Source organism: Bradyrhizobium sp. SZCCHNS1022, assembly GCF_032484835.1.
Classification (GTDB): Bacteria; Pseudomonadota; Alphaproteobacteria; order Rhizobiales; family Xanthobacteraceae; genus Bradyrhizobium.
On record NZ_JAUETT010000006.1, the window covers coordinates 337,492 to 356,205 of the forward strand.

At 64.9% G+C, this 18,714-nt stretch carries 18 protein-coding genes; 5 read left to right on the forward strand and 13 right to left on the reverse strand.

Annotation, left to right across the window (positions count from 1 at the left end; translation table 11 throughout):
• Positions 1-21: 21 nt before the first annotated feature.
• Positions 22-405 (reverse strand): DUF302 domain-containing protein, encoded by a 384-nt coding sequence (locus QX071_RS29710; RefSeq protein ID WP_315705605.1) that lies wholly within the window; start codon positions 403-405, stop codon positions 22-24.
• Positions 406-647: 242 nt separating this feature from the next.
• Here QX071_RS29710 and QX071_RS29715 point away from each other — a divergent pair, with 242 nt between their 5' ends.
• Positions 648-2,366 carry a tannase/feruloyl esterase family alpha/beta hydrolase gene (locus QX071_RS29715; protein WP_315705604.1) on the forward strand — a complete coding sequence of 573 codons (1,719 nt, stop codon included), beginning with the start codon at positions 648-650 and terminating at the stop codon, positions 2,364-2,366.
• A gap of 40 nt (positions 2,367-2,406) precedes the next feature.
• Here QX071_RS29715 and QX071_RS29720 read toward each other — a convergent pair whose 3' ends face one another.
• Positions 2,407-2,583, reverse strand: a complete 177-nt coding sequence (locus QX071_RS29720; RefSeq protein WP_315705603.1) for a hypothetical protein — start codon at positions 2,581-2,583, stop codon at positions 2,407-2,409.
• Positions 2,584-2,712: 129 nt separating this feature from the next.
• Complete coding sequence (locus tag QX071_RS29725) at positions 2,713-2,847, reverse strand: hypothetical protein (protein ID WP_315705602.1); 135 nt, start codon at positions 2,845-2,847, stop codon at positions 2,713-2,715.
• 485 nt (positions 2,848-3,332) lie between these two features.
• Here QX071_RS29725 and QX071_RS29730 point away from each other — a divergent pair, with 485 nt between their 5' ends.
• Positions 3,333-4,286: a proline iminopeptidase-family hydrolase gene (locus QX071_RS29730; protein ID WP_315705601.1), complete on the forward strand. Its 954-nt coding sequence runs from the start codon at positions 3,333-3,335 to the stop codon at positions 4,284-4,286.
• Positions 4,287-4,348: 62 nt separating this feature from the next.
• On the opposite strand, the gene QX071_RS29735 is transcribed toward QX071_RS29730, so the two are convergent.
• On the reverse strand, positions 4,349-5,230 hold the full coding sequence (locus QX071_RS29735) for a winged helix-turn-helix domain-containing protein (protein WP_315705600.1): 882 nt from the start codon (positions 5,228-5,230) through the stop codon (positions 4,349-4,351).
• A 284-nt stretch (positions 5,231-5,514) separates the two neighbouring features.
• On the opposite strand from QX071_RS29735, the gene QX071_RS29740 reads away from it, so the two are divergent.
• Both QX071_RS29740 and QX071_RS29745 read left to right on the forward strand, forming a co-directional pair.
• Entirely contained in the window at positions 5,515-6,381 is an 867-nt protein-coding gene (locus tag QX071_RS29740) for an AraC family transcriptional regulator (protein WP_315705599.1), read from the forward strand.
• Positions 6,382-6,697: 316 nt separating this feature from the next.
• On the forward strand, positions 6,698-9,076 hold the full coding sequence (locus QX071_RS29745) for a metallophosphoesterase family protein (RefSeq protein ID WP_315705598.1): 2,379 nt from the start codon (positions 6,698-6,700) through the stop codon (positions 9,074-9,076).
• Positions 9,077-9,189: 113 nt separating this feature from the next.
• Here QX071_RS29745 and QX071_RS29750 read toward each other — a convergent pair whose 3' ends face one another.
• The 9 genes from QX071_RS29750 to QX071_RS29790 form a co-directional block, all read right to left on the reverse strand.
• Complete coding sequence (locus QX071_RS29750) at positions 9,190-9,537, reverse strand: RidA family protein (RefSeq protein WP_315705597.1); 348 nt, start codon at positions 9,535-9,537, stop codon at positions 9,190-9,192.
• Between the two features lie 7 nt (positions 9,538-9,544).
• Positions 9,545-10,678: an FAD-dependent oxidoreductase gene (locus QX071_RS29755; RefSeq protein ID WP_315705596.1), complete on the reverse strand. Its 1,134-nt coding sequence runs from the start codon at positions 10,676-10,678 to the stop codon at positions 9,545-9,547.
• A complete protein-coding gene (locus QX071_RS29760) occupies positions 10,675-12,090 on the reverse strand; it encodes an NAD(P)/FAD-dependent oxidoreductase (protein WP_315705595.1) in 1,416 nt (471 codons plus the stop codon). Before QX071_RS29760 ends, QX071_RS29755 begins: the two co-directional genes overlap by 4 nt.
• Positions 12,087-12,383, reverse strand: coding sequence for a (2Fe-2S)-binding protein (locus QX071_RS29765; RefSeq protein ID WP_315705594.1), 297 nt, complete (start codon positions 12,381-12,383; stop codon positions 12,087-12,089). The genes QX071_RS29760 and QX071_RS29765 overlap by 4 nt, the downstream gene beginning before the upstream one ends.
• Before the next feature lie 36 nt (positions 12,384-12,419).
• The gene (locus QX071_RS29770) at positions 12,420-13,559 is read right to left on the reverse strand and encodes an FAD-dependent oxidoreductase (RefSeq protein ID WP_315705593.1); all 1,140 of its coding nucleotides are present in this window, start codon (positions 13,557-13,559) and stop codon (positions 12,420-12,422) included.
• An 8-nt stretch (positions 13,560-13,567) separates the two neighbouring features.
• Positions 13,568-14,377, reverse strand: a complete 810-nt coding sequence (locus tag QX071_RS29775) for an ABC transporter permease (protein WP_315705592.1) — start codon at positions 14,375-14,377, stop codon at positions 13,568-13,570.
• Positions 14,374-15,267, reverse strand: a complete 894-nt coding sequence (locus tag QX071_RS29780; protein ID WP_315705591.1) for an ABC transporter permease — start codon at positions 15,265-15,267, stop codon at positions 14,374-14,376. Before QX071_RS29780 ends, QX071_RS29775 begins: the two co-directional genes overlap by 4 nt.
• Entirely contained in the window at positions 15,264-16,307 is a 1,044-nt protein-coding gene (locus QX071_RS29785) for an ABC transporter ATP-binding protein (protein ID WP_315705590.1), read from the reverse strand. Before QX071_RS29785 ends, QX071_RS29780 begins: the two co-directional genes overlap by 4 nt.
• Positions 16,308-16,520: 213 nt before the next feature.
• Positions 16,521-17,555, reverse strand: a complete 1,035-nt coding sequence (locus QX071_RS29790) for an ABC transporter substrate-binding protein (RefSeq protein WP_315705589.1) — start codon at positions 17,553-17,555, stop codon at positions 16,521-16,523.
• A 207-nt stretch (positions 17,556-17,762) separates the two neighbouring features.
• On the opposite strand from QX071_RS29790, the gene QX071_RS29795 reads away from it, so the two are divergent.
• The gene (locus QX071_RS29795; RefSeq protein WP_315705588.1) at positions 17,763-18,710 is read left to right on the forward strand and encodes a LysR substrate-binding domain-containing protein; all 948 of its coding nucleotides are present in this window, start codon (positions 17,763-17,765) and stop codon (positions 18,708-18,710) included.
• Positions 18,711-18,714 lie beyond the last annotated feature (4 nt).

An 18,714-nucleotide genomic window follows, 5' to 3' on the forward strand; every position in this document is an offset into this window, starting at 1 on the left:
AACGAGCGACCAGGCCGCAAGCTAGATCGCCTCGATCACAGCCTTCAACTCGCCGGCGACATGACCCGCGATCGTTGCCAGTGCATTGTTCTGGATGGCCTGCATGGACGCCACCGGATCCACGGCGGCGACCTCGGTCTTGCCATCGATCTCCTGCACGACGAGATTGCATGGAAGCATGGTGCCGATCTTGTTTTCGGCCTGCAGCGCCTGATAAGCCATCTTCGGATTGCAGGCGCCCAAAATGACATAAGGTCGCAAGTCGGCACCGATCTTCTCCTTCAGCGTGGCTTGCACATCGATCCGGGTCAGCACGCCAAATCCGCGCGCCTTGAGTTCGGCGATCGCTTTATCGACTGCCTGCTGAAATGGGAGATCGACCGTCTTGGCGAAGTAGTAGCTCATGCTGCTCTCCTGAGGTCGGGCGGCGACGCGATACGATCATGCGTATCATGACCAGCAGGCCCAAGACCTGTCGGGCAGCTGCTGAGCTGACCGGTTGTGATTGTTTACCCCTCGACCCTGCGGGACGGCAAGCGTGGCCGGCGCAGCGTGCCGCATCGCACAACCTCCGATCGTCATCAGCCGGTTATGCGACGCAGCTAGCCTGCGTCCTTAAAACCATAACGAAATCCGGGAGGACGACCATGCATCGACCCGATCTCGTCGCTGCGGCGCTGGGCCTATTCGCCTCAGTCGCGATCATAGCTACGCCCGCCGCTGCCTCGCCCTGCACCAATCTGCAGACGCTCAACCTCATGCACACCACGATCACCTCGGCAACCGATGTCACCGGCGGCACGTTCACGCCGCCGGGTTCCACGCCGATCACCGGACTGCCGCCGTTTTGCCGCGTCACCGCGACGCTGACGCCGACCGCCGATTCCAACATCAAGATCGAGGTCTGGCTGCCGGAGAACAATTGGAACGGACGCTTCCTCGGCACCGGCGGCGGCGGTTATCAGGGCGTCATCACCTATTCCGAGCTCGCCACCAGCATCCAGACCGGCTACGCGGTCGCCAACACCGATCTCGGCACCGGTTCCTCCGGCTGCAATCCGCTGTTCTGCGGCTCCGACGGCAACAAGGGCAACGCCCTCGCCATCGCGTTCGGCGATCCGGCCAACCCGTCGACCGGCCTGTTCGGGCATCCGGAACGGATCAAGGATTTCGGCTACCGCGCGATCCACCTGATGACGGTGAGGGGCAAAGAGATCGTCAAGGCGTTCTATCCGCGGGCTGCGAACAAGGCCTATTTCGCGGGATGCTCGACCGGCGGCCAGAATGCGCTGATGGAAGCGCAGCGCTTCCCGCATGACTACGATGGCATCGTCGCCGGAGCCGCCGCATTCAACCGGACGCATCTCCACATGTGGGCGCTGTCGGTGTGGCAGGACACGCATGCGAGCGCCACGCGCTTCATGCTGCCGGCGCAGATGCCTGTCATCAACAAGGCCGTGCTCGCGCAATGCGCCGGCCACGACGGCGGCGCCAAGACGGACGCGTTCCTGACCGATCCGCGGGACTGTCGCTTCGATCCCAAGGTGCTGGAATGTAAAGGCGGCGAGGCGCCGCCCGCCTGCCTCACGCCCGACCAGGTGACGACGATGCGCAACTATTATCTCGGCGCCGTCGATCCCGTGACCGGAGAGGTCATCAATCCCGGTCCTGCGCGCGGCAGCGAGACCGACAACGTTCTGGCGCTCGGGCTCGTGTTCGCCGAGCAGCTTCCGGAGCCGGCCTTCGACGGCCTGTTTTATTGGGTCTATGGCGCGAGCTTCGGCATTCCGACCAGCCCGACCAATTTCGCCAATTTCGACTTCCACCACGACATCGGAAGAGTGGACGAGCAGCTCGCGCCCGTCCTGAACGCGACCAGCACGGATCTAAGCGAGTTCCGCGAACATGGCGGCAAGCTGTTGATGTATCACGGCTGGGCCGACCCACTGCTGCCATCGCAAGCCAGCATCAACTATTTCAATACGCTGGTGCGCAATGGCCGTGCCTTCGCGCAGCCGGCGCATTTGGGGGACGACCCTGCCCTCAAGGAGACCCAGAGCTATGCGCGCCTGTTCATGGTCCCCGGCATGTATCACTGCTCGGGAGGCCCGGGACCGAACGTGTTCGACGCGCTGACACCGCTCGTCAATTGGGTCGAGCACGCGGATGCGCCGGAGACGATCCTTGCGACGAAGTTCGTCAACGACACGCCGTCGTCGGGCGTACAGATGACGCGGCCGCTCTGCGTCTATCCCAAGGTCGCGAAATATAATGGCAGCGGCAGCACCAGCATCGCGGCGAATTTCACCTGCGTCCCCGACGGACACGACTTCAACGAGATGCCGGCCCCGCAATACGGACCGTGAGACCCGAACTGCCCCGGCGGGACAGCCGCCGGGGCTGCGCTCAGCATCCCCGGCAGATCCTGAGCTTGCGGTCGAGCGCTGCACTCTCCCTATCGATCGCTTCGATGCCGGACTCGTCGTAGACGACGTCCTTCACGCTCGGCTGGCGGTGGCCAATCGGCGCGGGCAGCGGAGCTACATGCGGCCGCGACGTCGCCGACATCGTCACGGAGGTCACGGGGCAGCACCGGGCACCACGGTCTGAGTCACGGTCTGGGACAGGGCGGCGCGGCCATTGAGCAACGCAGCAAGCAGGAAGGTCTTGACCAGGCTGTGCATGGAATCCTCTCCGTTCGCAGTGCGCGCGCTATCGGTTCGACACGGGCCGCTCGGCTTGGGCCGACAGCTTCCTGGAGGTCGAGGCGAGGTGATACATGAACGGCATGTCGTGCGGCGCGGCCTTAGGCTGGCGGATCGGGATCTCGTGCGGCGTCTGAATCATCGGCAGATCTCGATCGTGCTGGAGCAGCCTTTCCGGATCGCATGGGCTACCGCCAGATTTCAGCGCCCGACAAAACGGTTGCCGGCGTAAAGTGCGGCCATGACATCTGAGGCGCGCGCACGTCGCCTTCCGAGCGCAGCTCTCGGACCGTTGCTCCAAGACATCAGCATGCCGGGAATGCGCGAGATATGTTTCAGCCGTAATTCGATCCGGGTTGCAGGCGGCCAAACGCGCACTAAGTTGCACCTCGCATCGAATCAAATCAGGTCGCGCCGTGTCACGCGCGCCGAGCCAGTTCGCCAGCGGCGACCGCCTCGGCCAATAAAAACGATGTGATGGAGGCGACGTCCCTCGGTGTAACCCGCCACAACACCCTGAAGACGAACGACACCTGAAGAAGGCATGGCATCCATGCGCAGCAGTTCAAGCCGATTTGCGGCCGCCTTGGCCGCGGATGGCATCCGACATCCGGAGGTCCGCCGGTGATGTCCATGACGCGACGCGAGCTTCTCTGGGGCGCGGCCGGCCTGCCGCTTGCGGCTGCCGTGGTTGCGAGCGTGATCGCGCCTTCGCGCGAGGGCTACACCCAGACCGCCCGCGGCAAGATCTGGTGGAAGATCGAAGGCTCAAGCTCGCGCACCCCGTTGCTGTTGCTACACGGCGGCCCCGGCGCCGGACACAATTATCTGGAGCCACTGGCGAGGCTCGCCGATCAGCGTCCCGTGATCTTCTACGACCAGCTGGGATGCGGCCGCTCGGACAAGCCCGATGCGGCCGATCTCTGGCACATCGACCATTTCGTGCAGGAGATCGACCTGTTGCGCGCCGATCTCGGCTTGGATCGCGTCATTCTCTATGGGCATTCCTGGGGTGGATGGCTGGCGCTGGAGTATCTCGCTCGGCACGGCAATCAAGCCAAGGTCGATGCCCTGGTGCTGGCAGGAACATCCGCTTCGGCGCGCCAATTCGCGGATGGCGCCGCGCAGCTGCTCGCGGCCATGCCCGGCGGGCTCGACGCCAGGCGCCGTGAGCTCGAAGCGGCCGGCAAGACCGACACGCTGGAATATCAAGACATCGTGCAGGCCTTTCTCGATGCGCATGTCTATCACGACACCCCGCCCTCTCCCCATTTTGCGAAGACGATCGAGAACATCTCGACCTCGAAAACCTACGCGCCGATGAATGGCCCCAACGAATTCACCATGACCGGCACGTTGCGGGATTGGAACCGGGAGGGCGCGCTCGCCGCGATCAACATCCCGACCCTGGTGCTCACCGGCGAATTGGACGAGGTGACGCTCGACTGCCATCTCACGCTTCAACGTGGGATCAGGAATGCGCATCTGGTGGTCATGCCCCATGCGCGACATCTGGCGATGCTGGAGCAGCCGGAAAGCTACAACTGGATCCTGCGAGGCTTCCTGTCGAACAAGGCGTAGTGTTGCGGCGCTACGCTCGTACCTTTTGTCCGAAGTTCACGCCATCGTTGGCGGATGCAGGCTCAGCGCGGCACCTGCAGAAGCTCGTCGTCGCGCCGGACGGACGCGACGAACCGGTAGCCGACGCCGCGTTCCGTCGCGATGATCGGCCCCGAGGAGGATGCTCGCTCAAGGATGCGCCGAAGCCGCAGAACCTGAACGTCGATGCTCCGGTCGGAAATATCCGCGCGCAGGCGCGTCGCCTGCAAGAGCTGGAGCCGCGTCAAGGTTCGTCCGGGCGCCGCCAGAAACGCCGCAAGCAGCGCGTGCTGGGCGCGATTGAGTTTCACCGCCTTGCCTTCGGGATCGATCAGCGCACGCGTCATGCGGTTCAACGTCCAGCCGTTGAAGCGATCGACACCGCGTTCGCCGGCGGGAACGTGAGCCTGACGCGCCAGGCACTCGCGACGGCACAAGGCGCGCGCGATCGCCCACAATTCCTGTAAGTCGCCGGTCTTCGCAAAGCAGGCATCGGCACCAAGCTTCAGCGCCAGAATGCGATCGGCGGTATCGAGCTCGGTCCCGGTCGCGATGATGGGGATGGAGACTTGCGACCTGATCCAGCGGAGCTGGTCCACCCTGTCCGCAACGATGGGCCAGAGATCGATCAGCAGAAAGCCAAGCAGCGGGCTCTTCAGCAGTGACGCCAGCTGGTCCGACCGCTGTGCCGACCAGACGCTACGGACGCGGCCGTCGAGAAACGAGATGACGCGATCACGGAAATCTCCATCGTCGCTCACGATCACGGCATCGTCGAGCAAATCGGCCCTTGCTTCCGAAGTCCCCCACCCGGCAGCGCGGTCCGGCAGATCCTGCAGGCAACGCCGGTCATGATACATCATCGCCGCCTCTTCGAGGTTGCACTCCGGCGGATTGATCACGGGGCCAGCAAGACCGCTTGTCATCTCGTGCAGCGGATTGTCGAGGCGTGCATTTTTCGACGCCGCGCCACCCCTTCGCGGTCGGGTTCCTTCTGCCCACGCACCTCAGCCTCGCATGGAATTGGCTTGTCGGTTGATCAAAACTGAGGCAACGGTTCGGACCTATGCCGTCATCGACTGCGTGAATCAGGTCGCCTATGCTCGAACAACGTGCCCGCATTTCTGCTGCCGGGTCTGTCTGCTCGCCGTCAAATCGAACGGCACCGGCTGTAACGACCCTGCCCCATGGCGGTCACCAGGTTCGTGACATGCTCGCTGAAGCCTTTCCGAACATATTGTTCGACGCGCCGCCGCGTTCGATCGTCGAGATTGCCTACAGCCGGATCGGCGCCCATCAGATCACCTATATCCGTTCGGGCAAATGGACCGGCGAAACATCGGCTGCGCAGTCGGATGCGCTCGGATTCGGCGAGAGCATCAAGCTGGTCTGGCTGTTGAGCGGATGCATGGCCATTGAAGACCGCGACAGGAGGGTTGCGATCAAGGCCGGCGAGGCCTTGCTGGCGCGCCATTCCTCGGATTGTCTTCTGGCCGGCAGCGACGATTACGAAAGCCTGGTGCTGAGACTCCATCCCAGCGCCGATCCGGCCTGGCGCGACCTCGTCGAGGCCGGCGGGCAGGAGCTGCGCATCGGCTGCAGCAGCGCGGCAGCCGCGGCGCATGCCGGCTTCATGGCCCTGTTGCGCCAGACCAATCACGACAGCACCAGCGAACTCGCGGTACAGTCCTTGTTCGAGCTGGTCACCCGCTCCGCCAATCGCGGCATCGTGAAGCCGGCGTCGGACCCAGTCGCCCCGAGCCTGTATCGGGCTCGCGAGCTGATCCGGCAGAACATCGCCGACCCCCGCTATACACCGGAGCGGCTGGCGCATGACCTCGGCCTGTCCCGCCGCTCGCTGTATAATCGCTTCGCCGACAACGGAGTGACGCCCGCCGCGTTCATCCGCATGGTCCGGCTCGCGCAGGCGAGACAGGAGATCGAGAACGATCCGTCCGGAGCAACGCCGCTCACCACGATCGCGCTCCGCAACGGCTTTCCCGACAGCTCCAGCCTGTCCCACGCCATCAAGTCGGCCTACGGCGTATCGCCGCGCGCACTGCGCGGCCGTCGATAGGCTTCTCGTCGAAGAGAAGGTCGAGCGCCTCCGCTCGAACCGCGCCAGCCTAAGGTTGCGATCTGCGAACAGGCAGCGGTCGCCGCAGCTCGCCTGCAACCCGTTATCAGACAAGCAGGAAGCGGGCCGGCGCGTCGTCAACCGCCAATTGTCGAACATCTGCGCGTAACGAATCCATCATTAAACGGCCATCCGCAGTTAATGAACTTTTCGTAAGGTCGTTATCGGCCGGTGACGCCGAGCCCCTAGAGCACGCCCGCGATTTCTCGCGCATTCTCATCATCCGATTCCCGTTTTCGCTCCTCAGGAGTTATCGATGCCCGCTCTCGGTTCACGCCGGCGCCTTGCGCTTGCGTCCATCTCGCTCGTCGCGCTCGCCTTCGCGTCTCCTGCGCTCGCGACCACGGTCACCTACGCCCCCTACATCCAGCCCGGCGATCTCGGCCCGCTCGGCAACCGCGACCAGGTGGTCATCGCCTGGCAGACCGACGAGACCGCGCCGAACCCGTCGGCCTACAAGGTCGAGTTCGCCGCCGCGCCGCAGCAGTTCGCGGCCGTGCAGCCTCAGGCGCGCGTCGTCGACAATTACCTCGCCGCCGACCGGGCGCTGCCGGTGCCGCCCGGCGCCTATGGCGCACACTCCAACTACACCGCCGTGCTGCGCAATCTGAAGCCGAACACCACCTACACCTACCGTGTCACCGGCCCCGGCCTGCCCGCCGGCGGCTTCCAGGCGCAATTCCAGACCCGCAAGACCGGCAACAAGTTCTCCTTCACGGTGATGGGCGACGAAGGCTTCTTCCCGGCCCAGGCCAACTCGAGCATGCTCACCGACTATTTCGCCCGCATCGTCCACCTGATGTACAATTCGGGCAAGATCGCGCTGCCGGGCGAGCCGGCCCGACCGGCCGGCGAGTTCGCGCTCAACACCGGCGACAACGTCTACAACACCGGCTCGGAGCAGAGCTACCGCGACTACTGGATGCCGGTCTGGAACAGCGACGTCGATAGCGTCGACCGGGGCGCGCCGTTCATCCGCTCGATGCAGAACTATATCGTCGCCGGTAACCACGACATCGGCGGCAGCGGCGATTACGTCAACCTGCTCGCGACGACCACGAGCGCAGCACGCTATCAGGGCCAGACCGGCGGCGGCGACGCGCTCGCCTACTACAATCTCTATTATTTCCCGCTGAACGGTCCGACCGGTGTCGATCCTGCCTATGTGCTGAACGGCGACACCAACGCCTCGGACATGACCGGCTTCAAGTTCGCCTATAACGGCACCAACTACTCATCGCCGGCGGCAGCGGAAGCTTTCCGTGCCTCGACCGCGGTCGACACCGGTCAGGGCATGAAACGCCAGATCGACCACATGGGCAATTTCTCGTTCGACTATGGCAATGCCCATTTCGTCTTCCTGGATTCCAACCCGCATCTCTTCAATGCCCTGGTCGATTACGCCGCAATCTACGCCAAGGCGCCGTCGGCATTCCCGGCCTACCCGAAGATCCTGCGTGACTGGCTGATCAAGGACCTGGACTCCTCCGACAAGACCTGGAAGATCGTGGTCTACCACCATCCGGCGTTCTCCTCCGGTCATGCGACGCTCCGCAACAACCAGATGCGCCAGATCACCAAGCTGCTCGATGATCACGGCGTCAACGTCGTGTTCAACGGCCATGAGCACAACTATCAGCGCACACGTCCGCTGCGCGCCGGCGCGACCGTCGCGGCGGTGCCGACGTCAACCGGGCCGGAGGCGGTCTCCGTCGACACCGTGTTCGACGGCGTGAAGAGGCGCGTGCCGGATGGCGTGCTTCACGTGGTCGAGGGCGCCGGCGGCAACCGCGACTTCGACGGCGACGAGGATAGCCCGCGCGGCTCCGGCCGCGGGCTGGACCAGGAAGATTCCGCGACCGGCAGTGTCGTGCTGGGCGACGGCAACAGCTACCCGCAGGGCCAGGCCTCCTGGCTCGACACCCACCTGACCAACGCCGAGATGTCGCCGTTCATCGCCGGCGCCGGCAAGGGAGCGAAGATCACGGTCAACTTCAAGGCCAAGGTGTTCTCGTTCGGCCATGTCGTGGTCGACGGCAACAGGCTGACGCACTATCAGATCAGCGAGCCGCTGCTTGCGACCTCCTCGGCGAGCACGGCGCTGCCGGCCCCTTACGGTCGCGATTATTACGGCAATCCGGTCAAGGATCCGGTGCCGGACACCGTGGTGGATCCCGCGACCGGCAAGGTCGTCACGCCGAGCCAGGACGGCCCGTCCGTTCTGCTCGACAAATGGACGATCGAAAAACCCGATCTCGACGACAAGGTCACGGTGCGGCTGGTCTACCAGGACAGCGGGCTGAAGCTGAAGGTGAAGAACCGTTCGCAATATGCGCTGAACGGCGCGCAGCTCGTGCTGGAAGCCGGCTCCTATTCCGGTCCCATCGACGACACCCACAACGTGATCGGCGACGAGCTGGTCGTGACGCTGGGCCGCATCGCGGCCGGCGACAGCGCGACGCTCGACCTGCCGACGGAGAGCCGTCACATCCACGGCAAGCTGCGCTCGGCGACCGCCCAGCCGATCGAGGTCGATTGCGATCGCAACCGCGACCGTGATTATGACTACGACTCCATCCGCGATCGTGTCGAGGATCAGATTCGGGAGCTGCTGGGCAACTATGAGCGCGACTAAATCCCGGTCGCAAGCCGGATAGCAAGCATCGTCGGAGCGGATGGCGCGAACGCCATCCGCTCCCTTGTTTTTCAGCTTCGTGCGTGGCGGTCGTCCCGGCTTCCGAGGGCCTTTCAGCCCTTCAGCGCCGTGACCACGATCTCGATCAGCGCGCCGCCGCCGAGATCGGCGACGCCGACGGTGGCGCGGGTCGGCAGGTCGTCGCCGAAGAACTCGGTCCAGGCCGCGTCCATCTCCTTCTTCTTCGACAGGTCGGTAACGAAGATCTGGCCGCTAACCACGCGCGACTTGTCGGTGCCCGCCTCCTTGAGGAAGCCATCGATCTTGCCGAGAATGTTGCGGGTCTGCTCGCCCATCGACACGGAGGTGTCGTCGGCGATGGTGCCGCCGATGAACACGAAGCCGTTGGCCTCGACGATGCGATGATGGATGGCCGAGCGGATCTTGCGGGTGATGGTCATGATGTCCTCATGCTGTTGTTGAAGGGCTAGAGTTGCGGAACCGCGCGATGCTGAGATCGCCGATGCGGGTTTGCGTGCCGCCATGGACGATCAGCTCCGCCATGACGGCGCCGGCACCCGGGCCGAGCTGAAAGCCATGGGCCGAGAAGCCGAACTGGTGATAGAGGCCTTCGTGAACGGCGCTCGGGCCAAACACCGGGATATCGTCGCGCATCCGTGCCTCGATCCCGGCCCAGGCGCGCACGATGGTGGCGTTGCGCATCACCGCGAACAGCTCGGCGACGGTGCGCGCGCTCTCCGACAGTTTGCGCCAGTCGAGCACGGTCGCGTTGCGGTCCTGATAGGGCGTGGCGAGATGGCCGCCGCCGATCAGCACCGTGCCGTTCTTGAACTGCTTGAAGGAGAGCTTGCGGCCGCGCAGGATCACGACGGGATCGATGAAATGGGCGACGGGTGAGGTGATCATCAACATCGGCGCGATGGTCTCGACCGGCACCGGCTCGCCGAGTGCGGCTGCGATACGGCCGGCCCAGGCGCCGGCGGCGTTGACCAGCACCGGCGCGGCATAGCTCTCGGTCCCAACTTCGACGCGCCAGAGCTTGCCATCCTTGCGGATATTGGTCGCCGGCACGCCTTCATGAACGATCGCGCCAAGCTGTTCGGCCTTGCGGCGGAACGCGGTCGTCGTCCGCGCCGGCTGTGCCGCGCCGTCGCGCCGCGACACCACGCCGCCCGGACAGCTCTCGGCAACCGCCGGCACCAGCCGGCGCAGCTCGGTGCCGTCGATCAATTCCTCATGGATGAAGCCGCGCGCATTCAGGTCGGCGACGCGCGCGCGACACGCGGTCAGCTCGGTCTCGTTCTCGGCGACCAACACCTGGCCGTGGCTCTCGAAGCCGCAATCATCATCGACGAGATCGGCGATGCTTTCCCAAATTCCCATCGAGCGGATCGACAGTGGGATCTCCGCGACATCACGCGCGAGCTGGCGCACGCCGCCGGCATTGACGCCGGAGGCATGACGGCCGGCATAATCCTTCTCGATCAGCACCGGCTTCAATCCGGCGAGACAGAGATGCAGCGCGGTGGAGCAGCCATGGATGCCGCCACCGACGATGATGGCATCCTTCCTGACGATCATCCGCGCACCACGGCCTTGGTCGCCTGTTCGTTCTTTGGCAAAGCGGCAAGCTCCGAGAGCATGATCGGCTTCACCGGCGCGCGCAGGCGGTAGTAGCCGATCTCCTGCGGTGTCTTGCCGCGCGCCTCTGCCATCAGCTCGGTGACGGTGAGGCCACAGAGCCGGCCCTGGCACGGCCCCATGCCAGTGCGGCGATAGGCCTTGAGCTGATTCGGCCCTGTGGCACCGATGGCCACGGAGTCCAGAACATCCTGCGCGGTGACCTCCTCGCAGCGGCACACGATGGTGTCGCCCTTTGGAATGCGAAACTGCTTGGCAGGTTGAAACAGGATGTCGAGGAACCTACGCCCGCGTTCAGCGCGCGCACGCTCGGCGCGCAGATCGGCGACCCCTGCCATCTTCGCTGCGGCCTGCGGCGCCAGCGCCACAACGGCAGCATGGGCCGCGATCCGCCCCCGCCACACCGCCGCTTGCGCACCGCCGATGCCGGCGCCATCACCGGCGATGGCGATGCCGGGAACGGAGCTGTTGCAGTCCTGATCCAGCACCGGCGACCAGCAGAGTTGCAGCTCGTTCCAGCGATGCTCGACACCGGCGGCCATCGCCAGATTGACATTGGGCACCACGCCCTGATGCAACAGCAGGAGATCCGCCGGAATGGTCTCGCGCTTGCCGCCAGCGACATAGCTGACGGTCGCGAGCTTGCCATCGCCGGCGGCGGCAAACTCGGTAACGCCTTTGACCACCGGCACCTTCGCACGCACCTCGCGCATCATCGCCAGGCCCTTCATGAAATAGGGCGAGGTCATGAAGGCAAAGGCGTGCGGCAGCGCGGCCAGGTAGTTGGCGCGCGGCGTGGTATCGAGCACGCGGTCGATGCGGCCGCCCAGGCGCAAAATCTGCGCCGCGAGGAGCCACAGCAGCGGGCCCTGCCCCGCAATGACGGTGCGACCATCCGGCACCAGGCCTGAGGATTTCAGCATGGTCTGCGCCGCGCCCGCCGTCATCACTCCCGGCAATGTCCAGCCGGGAATCGGAAACGGCCGCTCCAGCGCGCCGGTCGCGATGATCACGCGCTTGGCCTTGATGAAGGCCGAGCCGCCGCCGACGGAAACGCCGAGCTCGAGATTGCGATCGAGGCTCCACACGGTGGCGCGATGGATGATCTCCGCACCGCTGTCACGCGCGGCCTTCGCGATCTCGGCCCCCGACCAGTAGTCGCTGCCGAGCACGGCCTCGCGCTTCACCGGCGTCGAACCGATCGCGCGCCAGACCTGGCCGCCGGGGCCGGCATTCTCGTCGAGCAGCAACGTCGACAGGCCCGCGCCGGCCGCCGTTGCGGTGGCGGCAAGTCCCGCGGGGCCTGCGCCGATCACGACGACGTCGTATTGATCCCGTTTCGGCGTGCTCATCGGCCGATCTCCCGCTTGCCCTTCTGGATCTCTATCTTCATCCCCTCCGCGACCTGGACGAGGCAGCCTTGGCGATTGCCGACGCCGTCGATGGTGACGAGGCAGTCGAAGCACACGCCCATCATGCAATATGGCAGGCGCTTCGCGCCGCTGACGGCAGTGGCGCGGCGGGCATCAAGGCCCGAGGCAAGCAGCGCAGCGGAGACGCTGTCGCCTTCACGCGCCTCCACAGCCGCGCCTTCGACATAGATCGTCACGGGTGGCCTGCCGTCAGCATCGGTTCGTTTGAACATTCTCAATTCTCCTGGCCGCGCGCGGCCGTATCGATGTCAGTAATAGCCGCTGCCGGTCGCTGCGGTGTCGCCCGAGAAGCGCCGCGCCGAGAACGGCTCGACGAGCTCCGGCTCGAGCGCGCCACGCTGAACCATCCGCGCGATGTCGAAGGCATGGTTCGCGGCCAAGGTCACACCGGAATGGCAGCAGGCGACGAAGGCGCCGGGATGCGTCTCCGACTGGTCGTAGATCGGGAAGCCATCCTTCGGCATCACGCGCAGGCCGGACCAGCTGCGCACCACGTTGAGCCGCGACAGATGCGGAAACATGCGCTGGGCGCGATCGGCCATGACGGCATTGATCGGATGGTTCTGCACGCGATCGTCTAGTTCGTCCTCCTTGCTGTCGCCGATCATCACCGTGCCCTCGTCGGTCTGGCGAATCGTCGTCAGCGCATGCGGCAGGAACGGCATGGTCCGCTCGGTCACGATGATCTGGCCGCGCGTCGGTCCCATCGGCGCGGACAGCCCGACCATCGGCGCCAGCGTCTGGTTGGCGTTGCCGGCGGCGAGCACGACCTTGGCCGCACGCAGCTCGCCTTGCGCGGTCGCCAGGCAGAACTCGCCACCATCGCGCGCGATCGATGAGACCGGCCGTTCCGGAAGATAGTCGACACCGAACTGTTTCATGCCGGTGTGGAAAGCGCGGAAGGTGCGCAGCGAATTCACATGGCCGTCGAACGGACAGAAGCTGCCGCCGGAGACCTCTGGACCGATCAAGGGCAGCATCTTCTTGACCTCGGCGGCAGGCAGCATCTCCATCCGGTAGTCGGCCGCGCTGGCCTGGTTGTGCATGCGTGCCACGAGCTGACTGCGCTGCTCGTATTCGGCATCGCCCAGCGTCAGATGGAAGCCGCCGTTCTGCTGCAACACCACGTCCAGTCCGGTCTGCTGCTTCAGCTCGGCCGCAAGTGTCGGCCAGGCCTGCGAGCCGCGCACGGTCCAGCCGGTATAGGCCGGCATGCCCAGCCCCTTGCTCTGCACCCAGACCAGCGCGAAATTGGCGCGCGAGGCGCGTTTGGCGATGTCGCCTTCGTCGAGCACGGCGACGCGCTGGCCGAGCCGGCCGAGCCCCCAGGCGATGGCGGAGCCGAGCAGTCCGCCGCCGACGACGGCGACGTCGTAGTCTTTACTCATAGTATCTCCTATCGTCCCGCGTCGCTGCCTTTGGCGGTGAGCACGCGGTCGAGCCCGTAAAAGCGATCGAGCAGGATCAGGATGGTCATGGTGATGGCGATGACGCTGGCCGAGACCGACGTCACCAGCGGATCGATGTTGTCCTGGATGTAGAGGAACATGCGCACCGGCAGCGTCTCGGCGCCGGGCGCCGCCAGGAACACGGTCATGGTTAGATCGTCGAACGACTGGATGAAGGCGAGCATCCAGCCGCTGACCAAGCCCGGCAGGATCGACGGCAGGATCACGCGCCGGAACATGGTCCAGCCGTCGGCGCCGAGCGAAACCGCCGCCATCTCGATCCTGCGATCCATCCCGCTCGCGGCCGCCAGGGTCAGGCGCAGCGCGAACGGAAACACGACGACGATATGCGCGATCAGCAAGGCGATGAACGTGCCGCCGATGCCGGCCGAGGTGAAGAAACGCAGGAAGGCGATGCCGAGCACGACATGCGGAATCATCAGCGGCGACAGGAACAGCGCCGACAGCGCCTCGCGGCCGCGGAAGCGATAGCGGCTGATGGCGAGCGCCGCCGGCACCGCGAACAGCAAGCTCACGCAGGACGAGAGCGCGCCGAGCCACAGACTCGTGCCGAAGGCATGCACGAATTCCGGATAGGCCGCGATCGCTTTGAACCAGCGCAGCGAGAAACTGGTGGTCGGAATCGACAGGAAGCCCTCGGGCGTGAAGGCCACCCAGCACACCACCACGATCGGCGCCAGCATGAAGACGACGAACAGCGCGTGGAAGGTGAGCGCGATCGGTCCGTTCCCTTTCATCGGAACATCTCCTGATAGCGCCGTTCGATCAGCGCATTGCTGCCGACGACGATCAGCACCAGCGCGACGAGCAGGAGCACGGCGACCGCCGCACCGAGCGGCCAATTCAACGTGTTGAGGAACTCGTCATAGGCGAGCGTCGCCGCGACCTTCAGCCGGCGGCCACCGATGATCGCCGGCGTGGCGAAGGCGCTCGCGCAAAGCGAGAATACGATGATCGCGCCGGAGAGCACGCCGGGCATGATCTGCGGCAACACGATGCGGCGGATCACGGTCAGCGAGCCCGCGCCGAGCGAGGCCGCCGCATTCTCGATCTGCGGATCAAGGCGCTGCAGCGCGGTCCAGACCGCGAGCACCATGAACGGCATCATCGCGTGCGCCAGCGCCACCACCATGCCGGTCTCGGTGAACATGAAACGCACCGGAGAACTGATCAGGCCGAGCGACATCAGGAGCTTGTTGGCGAGGCCGTTGTTGCCGCCGAACAGCAACGCCCATCCCAGCGTTCGCGCCACCACTGAGATCAGGAGTGGCCCTAAGATGACCAGCAGGAAGATGCCCTTCCAGCGCCCGCTCATGCGATGCAGGATGTAGGCCTCGGGCACGCCGAACACGGCGGTGATCAGCGTGGCGAGCACGGCGACGCGGAAGGTACGCCAGAACATCTCGGCGTAGTAAGGATCGCTGGCGATCTCCTGCCAGTTCTTCAGGACGAAGACCGGCTCGATGCCCTTATACTGTCCCCAGTCGTGGAACGAGAGCATCACCGTCATTGCGAGCGGGATCACGACGACGCCGACGAACAGCATCAAGGCCGGCACGGCCAGCGCCAAGGCGGTGCGCGTCTCGCTCGGCTCTGCCGCAGGGGCTGTGGTGAGGGCCGCGCTCATGCACCGCCTCGCGTCGGGCGAAGGCTCATGTCGTCGGTGCGCCAGGTGAGATGCACCGCCTCTCCCTGCGCGGGCTGCGGCTCGCCGTCGTTCTGGCGGATCACGATCGCGGGGCCGCATTCGGTCTCGCACTGGAATAGCCAATGATTGCCCTGGAAGATGCGGCTCTGAATCCGGCCCGACAATCCGCTCGCGCCGAAACCGATCCTTTCAGGCCGGATGCTGACGGTGACGACGCCCGACAGGCCAGCCGGTGCCGGCGTGCTCCAGGAGCCCGCAACCAGTTTGGCGGTGGAGCCGGAGCGATCGATGCTCGCGGCGAACTCATTGGTCTTGCCGAGAAACTGCGCGACGAAGGCCGACGCCGGGCGTTCATAGACCTCTTGCGGCGTGCCGATCTGCTCGATCCGGCCTTTGCTCATGACCACGATGCGATCGGACAGCGACATCGCCTCGATCTGGTCGTGGGTGACGAGAATGGTGGTGGTGCCGAGATTGCGCTGGATCTGGCGCAGCTCGATCTGCATGTCCTCGCGCAGTCGCGCATCGAGATTGGACAGCGGCTCATCCAGGAGAAGCACGCTCGGACGGATCACCAGCGCCCGCGCCAGCGCGACGCGCTGCTGCTGGCCGCCCGACATCCGCCGCGGATGACGGTCCTCGTAACCGGCCAAGCCGACAAGCGCGAGCGCGGCGCGCACCCGCTCCTCGCGCTCCTTGCGCGCGACCTTGCGCATCTCAAGCCCGAACGCGACGTTCTCGGCCGCCGTCATGTGGGGAAACAGCGCGTAGCTCTGGAACACGATGCCAAGCCCGCGCTTGGCCGGCGGAATTGCAACGAGGTCCTTGCCTTCAAGGTGGATCGTGCCATGCGATGGATCGAGGAAGCCCGCGATCATCTGCAAGGTCGTGGTCTTGCCGCAGCCGGACGGACCCAAGAACGAGACGAACTCGCCCTTGCTCACCGCGAGGCTGAACTCTTCGACGGCCGTGTTCGGACCGAAGGATTTGCCGACGCGGTCAAGTGAGAGGAAGGACATGAAGAATATCCGAGTGGGAAATGAGCACTGTCGCCGAGCGCACAGTGTACTCCCCTCCCCCTTGCGGGGCCGAGACGAGCAGAGCTCGCTCTGAGGGGGTGGGGGTGGGGGTCTTCAGGAACACTGCCGTTGGGGACCCCCCACCCCAACCCTCCCCCGCAAGGGGGGAGGGAGCAGACCGCCGCTGGCGAGAGAGTTGCAACCAGCCACTACTTACCGCTCGACCTCGCGATTCCAGCGCTTGGTCCATTCCTCGCGCTTGTCGTTCACGATGGTCCAATCGGGTGCATAGACCTTGGTGGCACGTTCGCCGATCGGAGCCATCGTGCCGACGCCGGGCGGTACCACGACCGATTTCACCACCGGGCCGTAACCGTATTCCTTCAGCATCACGAGTTGGATCTTCGGGTCGAGCAGCTGCTTGATGAAGGCGGAGGCCAGCGGCGAGACGTTGGGCTTGGCAATCGGACAGGCCGTGGTGAGCAGCATCACCGCGCCCTCCTTCGGATAGACGAAGTCGACCGGGAAGCCGGTATTGGCAAAACTCTGCACGCGGCCTGAGCCCCACACCGCAAGCACCGCCTGCCCGGACTGGAACAGCTCGGTCATCTTGCCCGGCGACGGCTCATAGGCGAGCACGTTCGGATTGATCTCGGTCTTGAAGATCTTGAAACCTGCCTCGACGTTCGACTCGCTGCCGCCGTTCATCTTCGCCAGCATCAACAGCGCATAAAGGCCGTAGGTGTTGTTGATCGGCGGAATGACGAGCTGCTGCTTGTATTTCGGATCCTTCAGGTCGTTCCAGGAGGTCGGCGGTGCCCAGCCCTTCTCGGCGAACACCTTGGTGTTGTACATCAGGCCAGTGGCAACGAGCCCGATCGCGACGGCGCGATCGTCCTTGAAATGCGCGACGTCGTAGAGCTCGGCGCTGGGGACGCCCACGATCTTGTCGCAGAAGCCGAGCTGGATCGCCTGGTACATCGGGCCGTCGTCGAGGATGGCGACGTCGATCTGCTGGTTGCCCTTCTGCGCCTGCAGCTTGGCAAGCGTGTCGGTGGAATTGCCGGCGACGTATTCGACCTTCACGCCATTGGCCTGCTCGAACGGCGGAATCACCTCGTCACGGATCGTCTTCTCGAATGAGCCGCCATAGCCGGCGACATAGAGCGTCTTCTGCTGGGCAAGGCCCGGAGTGGCAGTGGCCAAGACGGCAAGGCTCACCGCTGTCAGAAGGCTGAAGGGCTTCATACGGACAGATCTCCCCTATTGGCGCTCATTCGCCGGTATCAAAAGACCACTCGATGAAAGATCCCGCCGGTTCTGCGTTCTTCACGTCACGGCACCGCACAAAAAACGGGCGACCTCTCGATCTGACCAAAAAGATCGCAGCGCACTCTTCCGTCGTCCAATGAATAATGGCACCCTTCTCATGCCGAAATATTATGGAGACACCTGATGGCCCGGATCAACCCGCGGCAGGTCGAAGCCTTCCGGGCGATGATGCTGACCGGCAGCGTGACCGAGGCTGCGAAGCTGATGGCGGTGACACAGCCCGCGGTCAGCCGGCTGCTGCGCGACTTCCAGGCGCTGCTGAAGATGGAGCTGTTCGAGCGGCGCGGCAGCGGGCTGGTGGCGACCGCGGCGGCGACCGCGCTCTACATGGAGGTCGAGCGATCCTTCGTCGGGCTCGACCGCATCACCGCAGCCGCCGAGGAGATCCGCAGCCGCCGCACCGGCACGCTCCGCGTTGCGGCCCTGCCGGCGCTTGCCAACGGCTATCTGCCGCGGCTCGCCGGCACGTTCCTGAGCCAGCGCCCCAATCTCAATCTTTCGTTCTTCGGCGTGATCTCACCGATCGTGGTCGATTGGGTGCTGAACCATCAATGCGATATCGGCTTCGCCGAAGTGCCGATCGCGCATGCAGGTTTGACGAGCATCCGCCTTCCCGCATTGCCGCGCGTCGCCGTGTTGCCGGCGGGACATCGGCTGGCGGCGAAGACGACGCTCGAGCCGCGCGACTTCGAGGGCGAAACGTTCGTGTCACTATCGGCCGGCTCGAGCAGCAGGCACCTGGTCGATCAGGTCTTCAATCGCGTCGATGTTCACCGCGTCCTGCGGGTCGAGACGACGTTATCCGAGATCATGTGCGGAATGGTGTCGTCCGGCCTCGGCGTCGGCATCTGCGATCCGTTCACGGCGCGCGAGTTCGACGGCCGCGGCGTCGTCGCGCGACGCTTCCTGCCGCAGATCGATTTCGAATTCGCCGCCGTGTTCCCGCCGCAGCGCAGCCCCTCCCCGGTCGCGCTCGACCTCGTCGAGACCTTGCGACAGGAGCTGGAGGAGTGGAAACGGCGGCTTGCGAGTGCCGATGCTGCGGCTTCTGATCCCGTCCTCGCCGGCTAGTTTT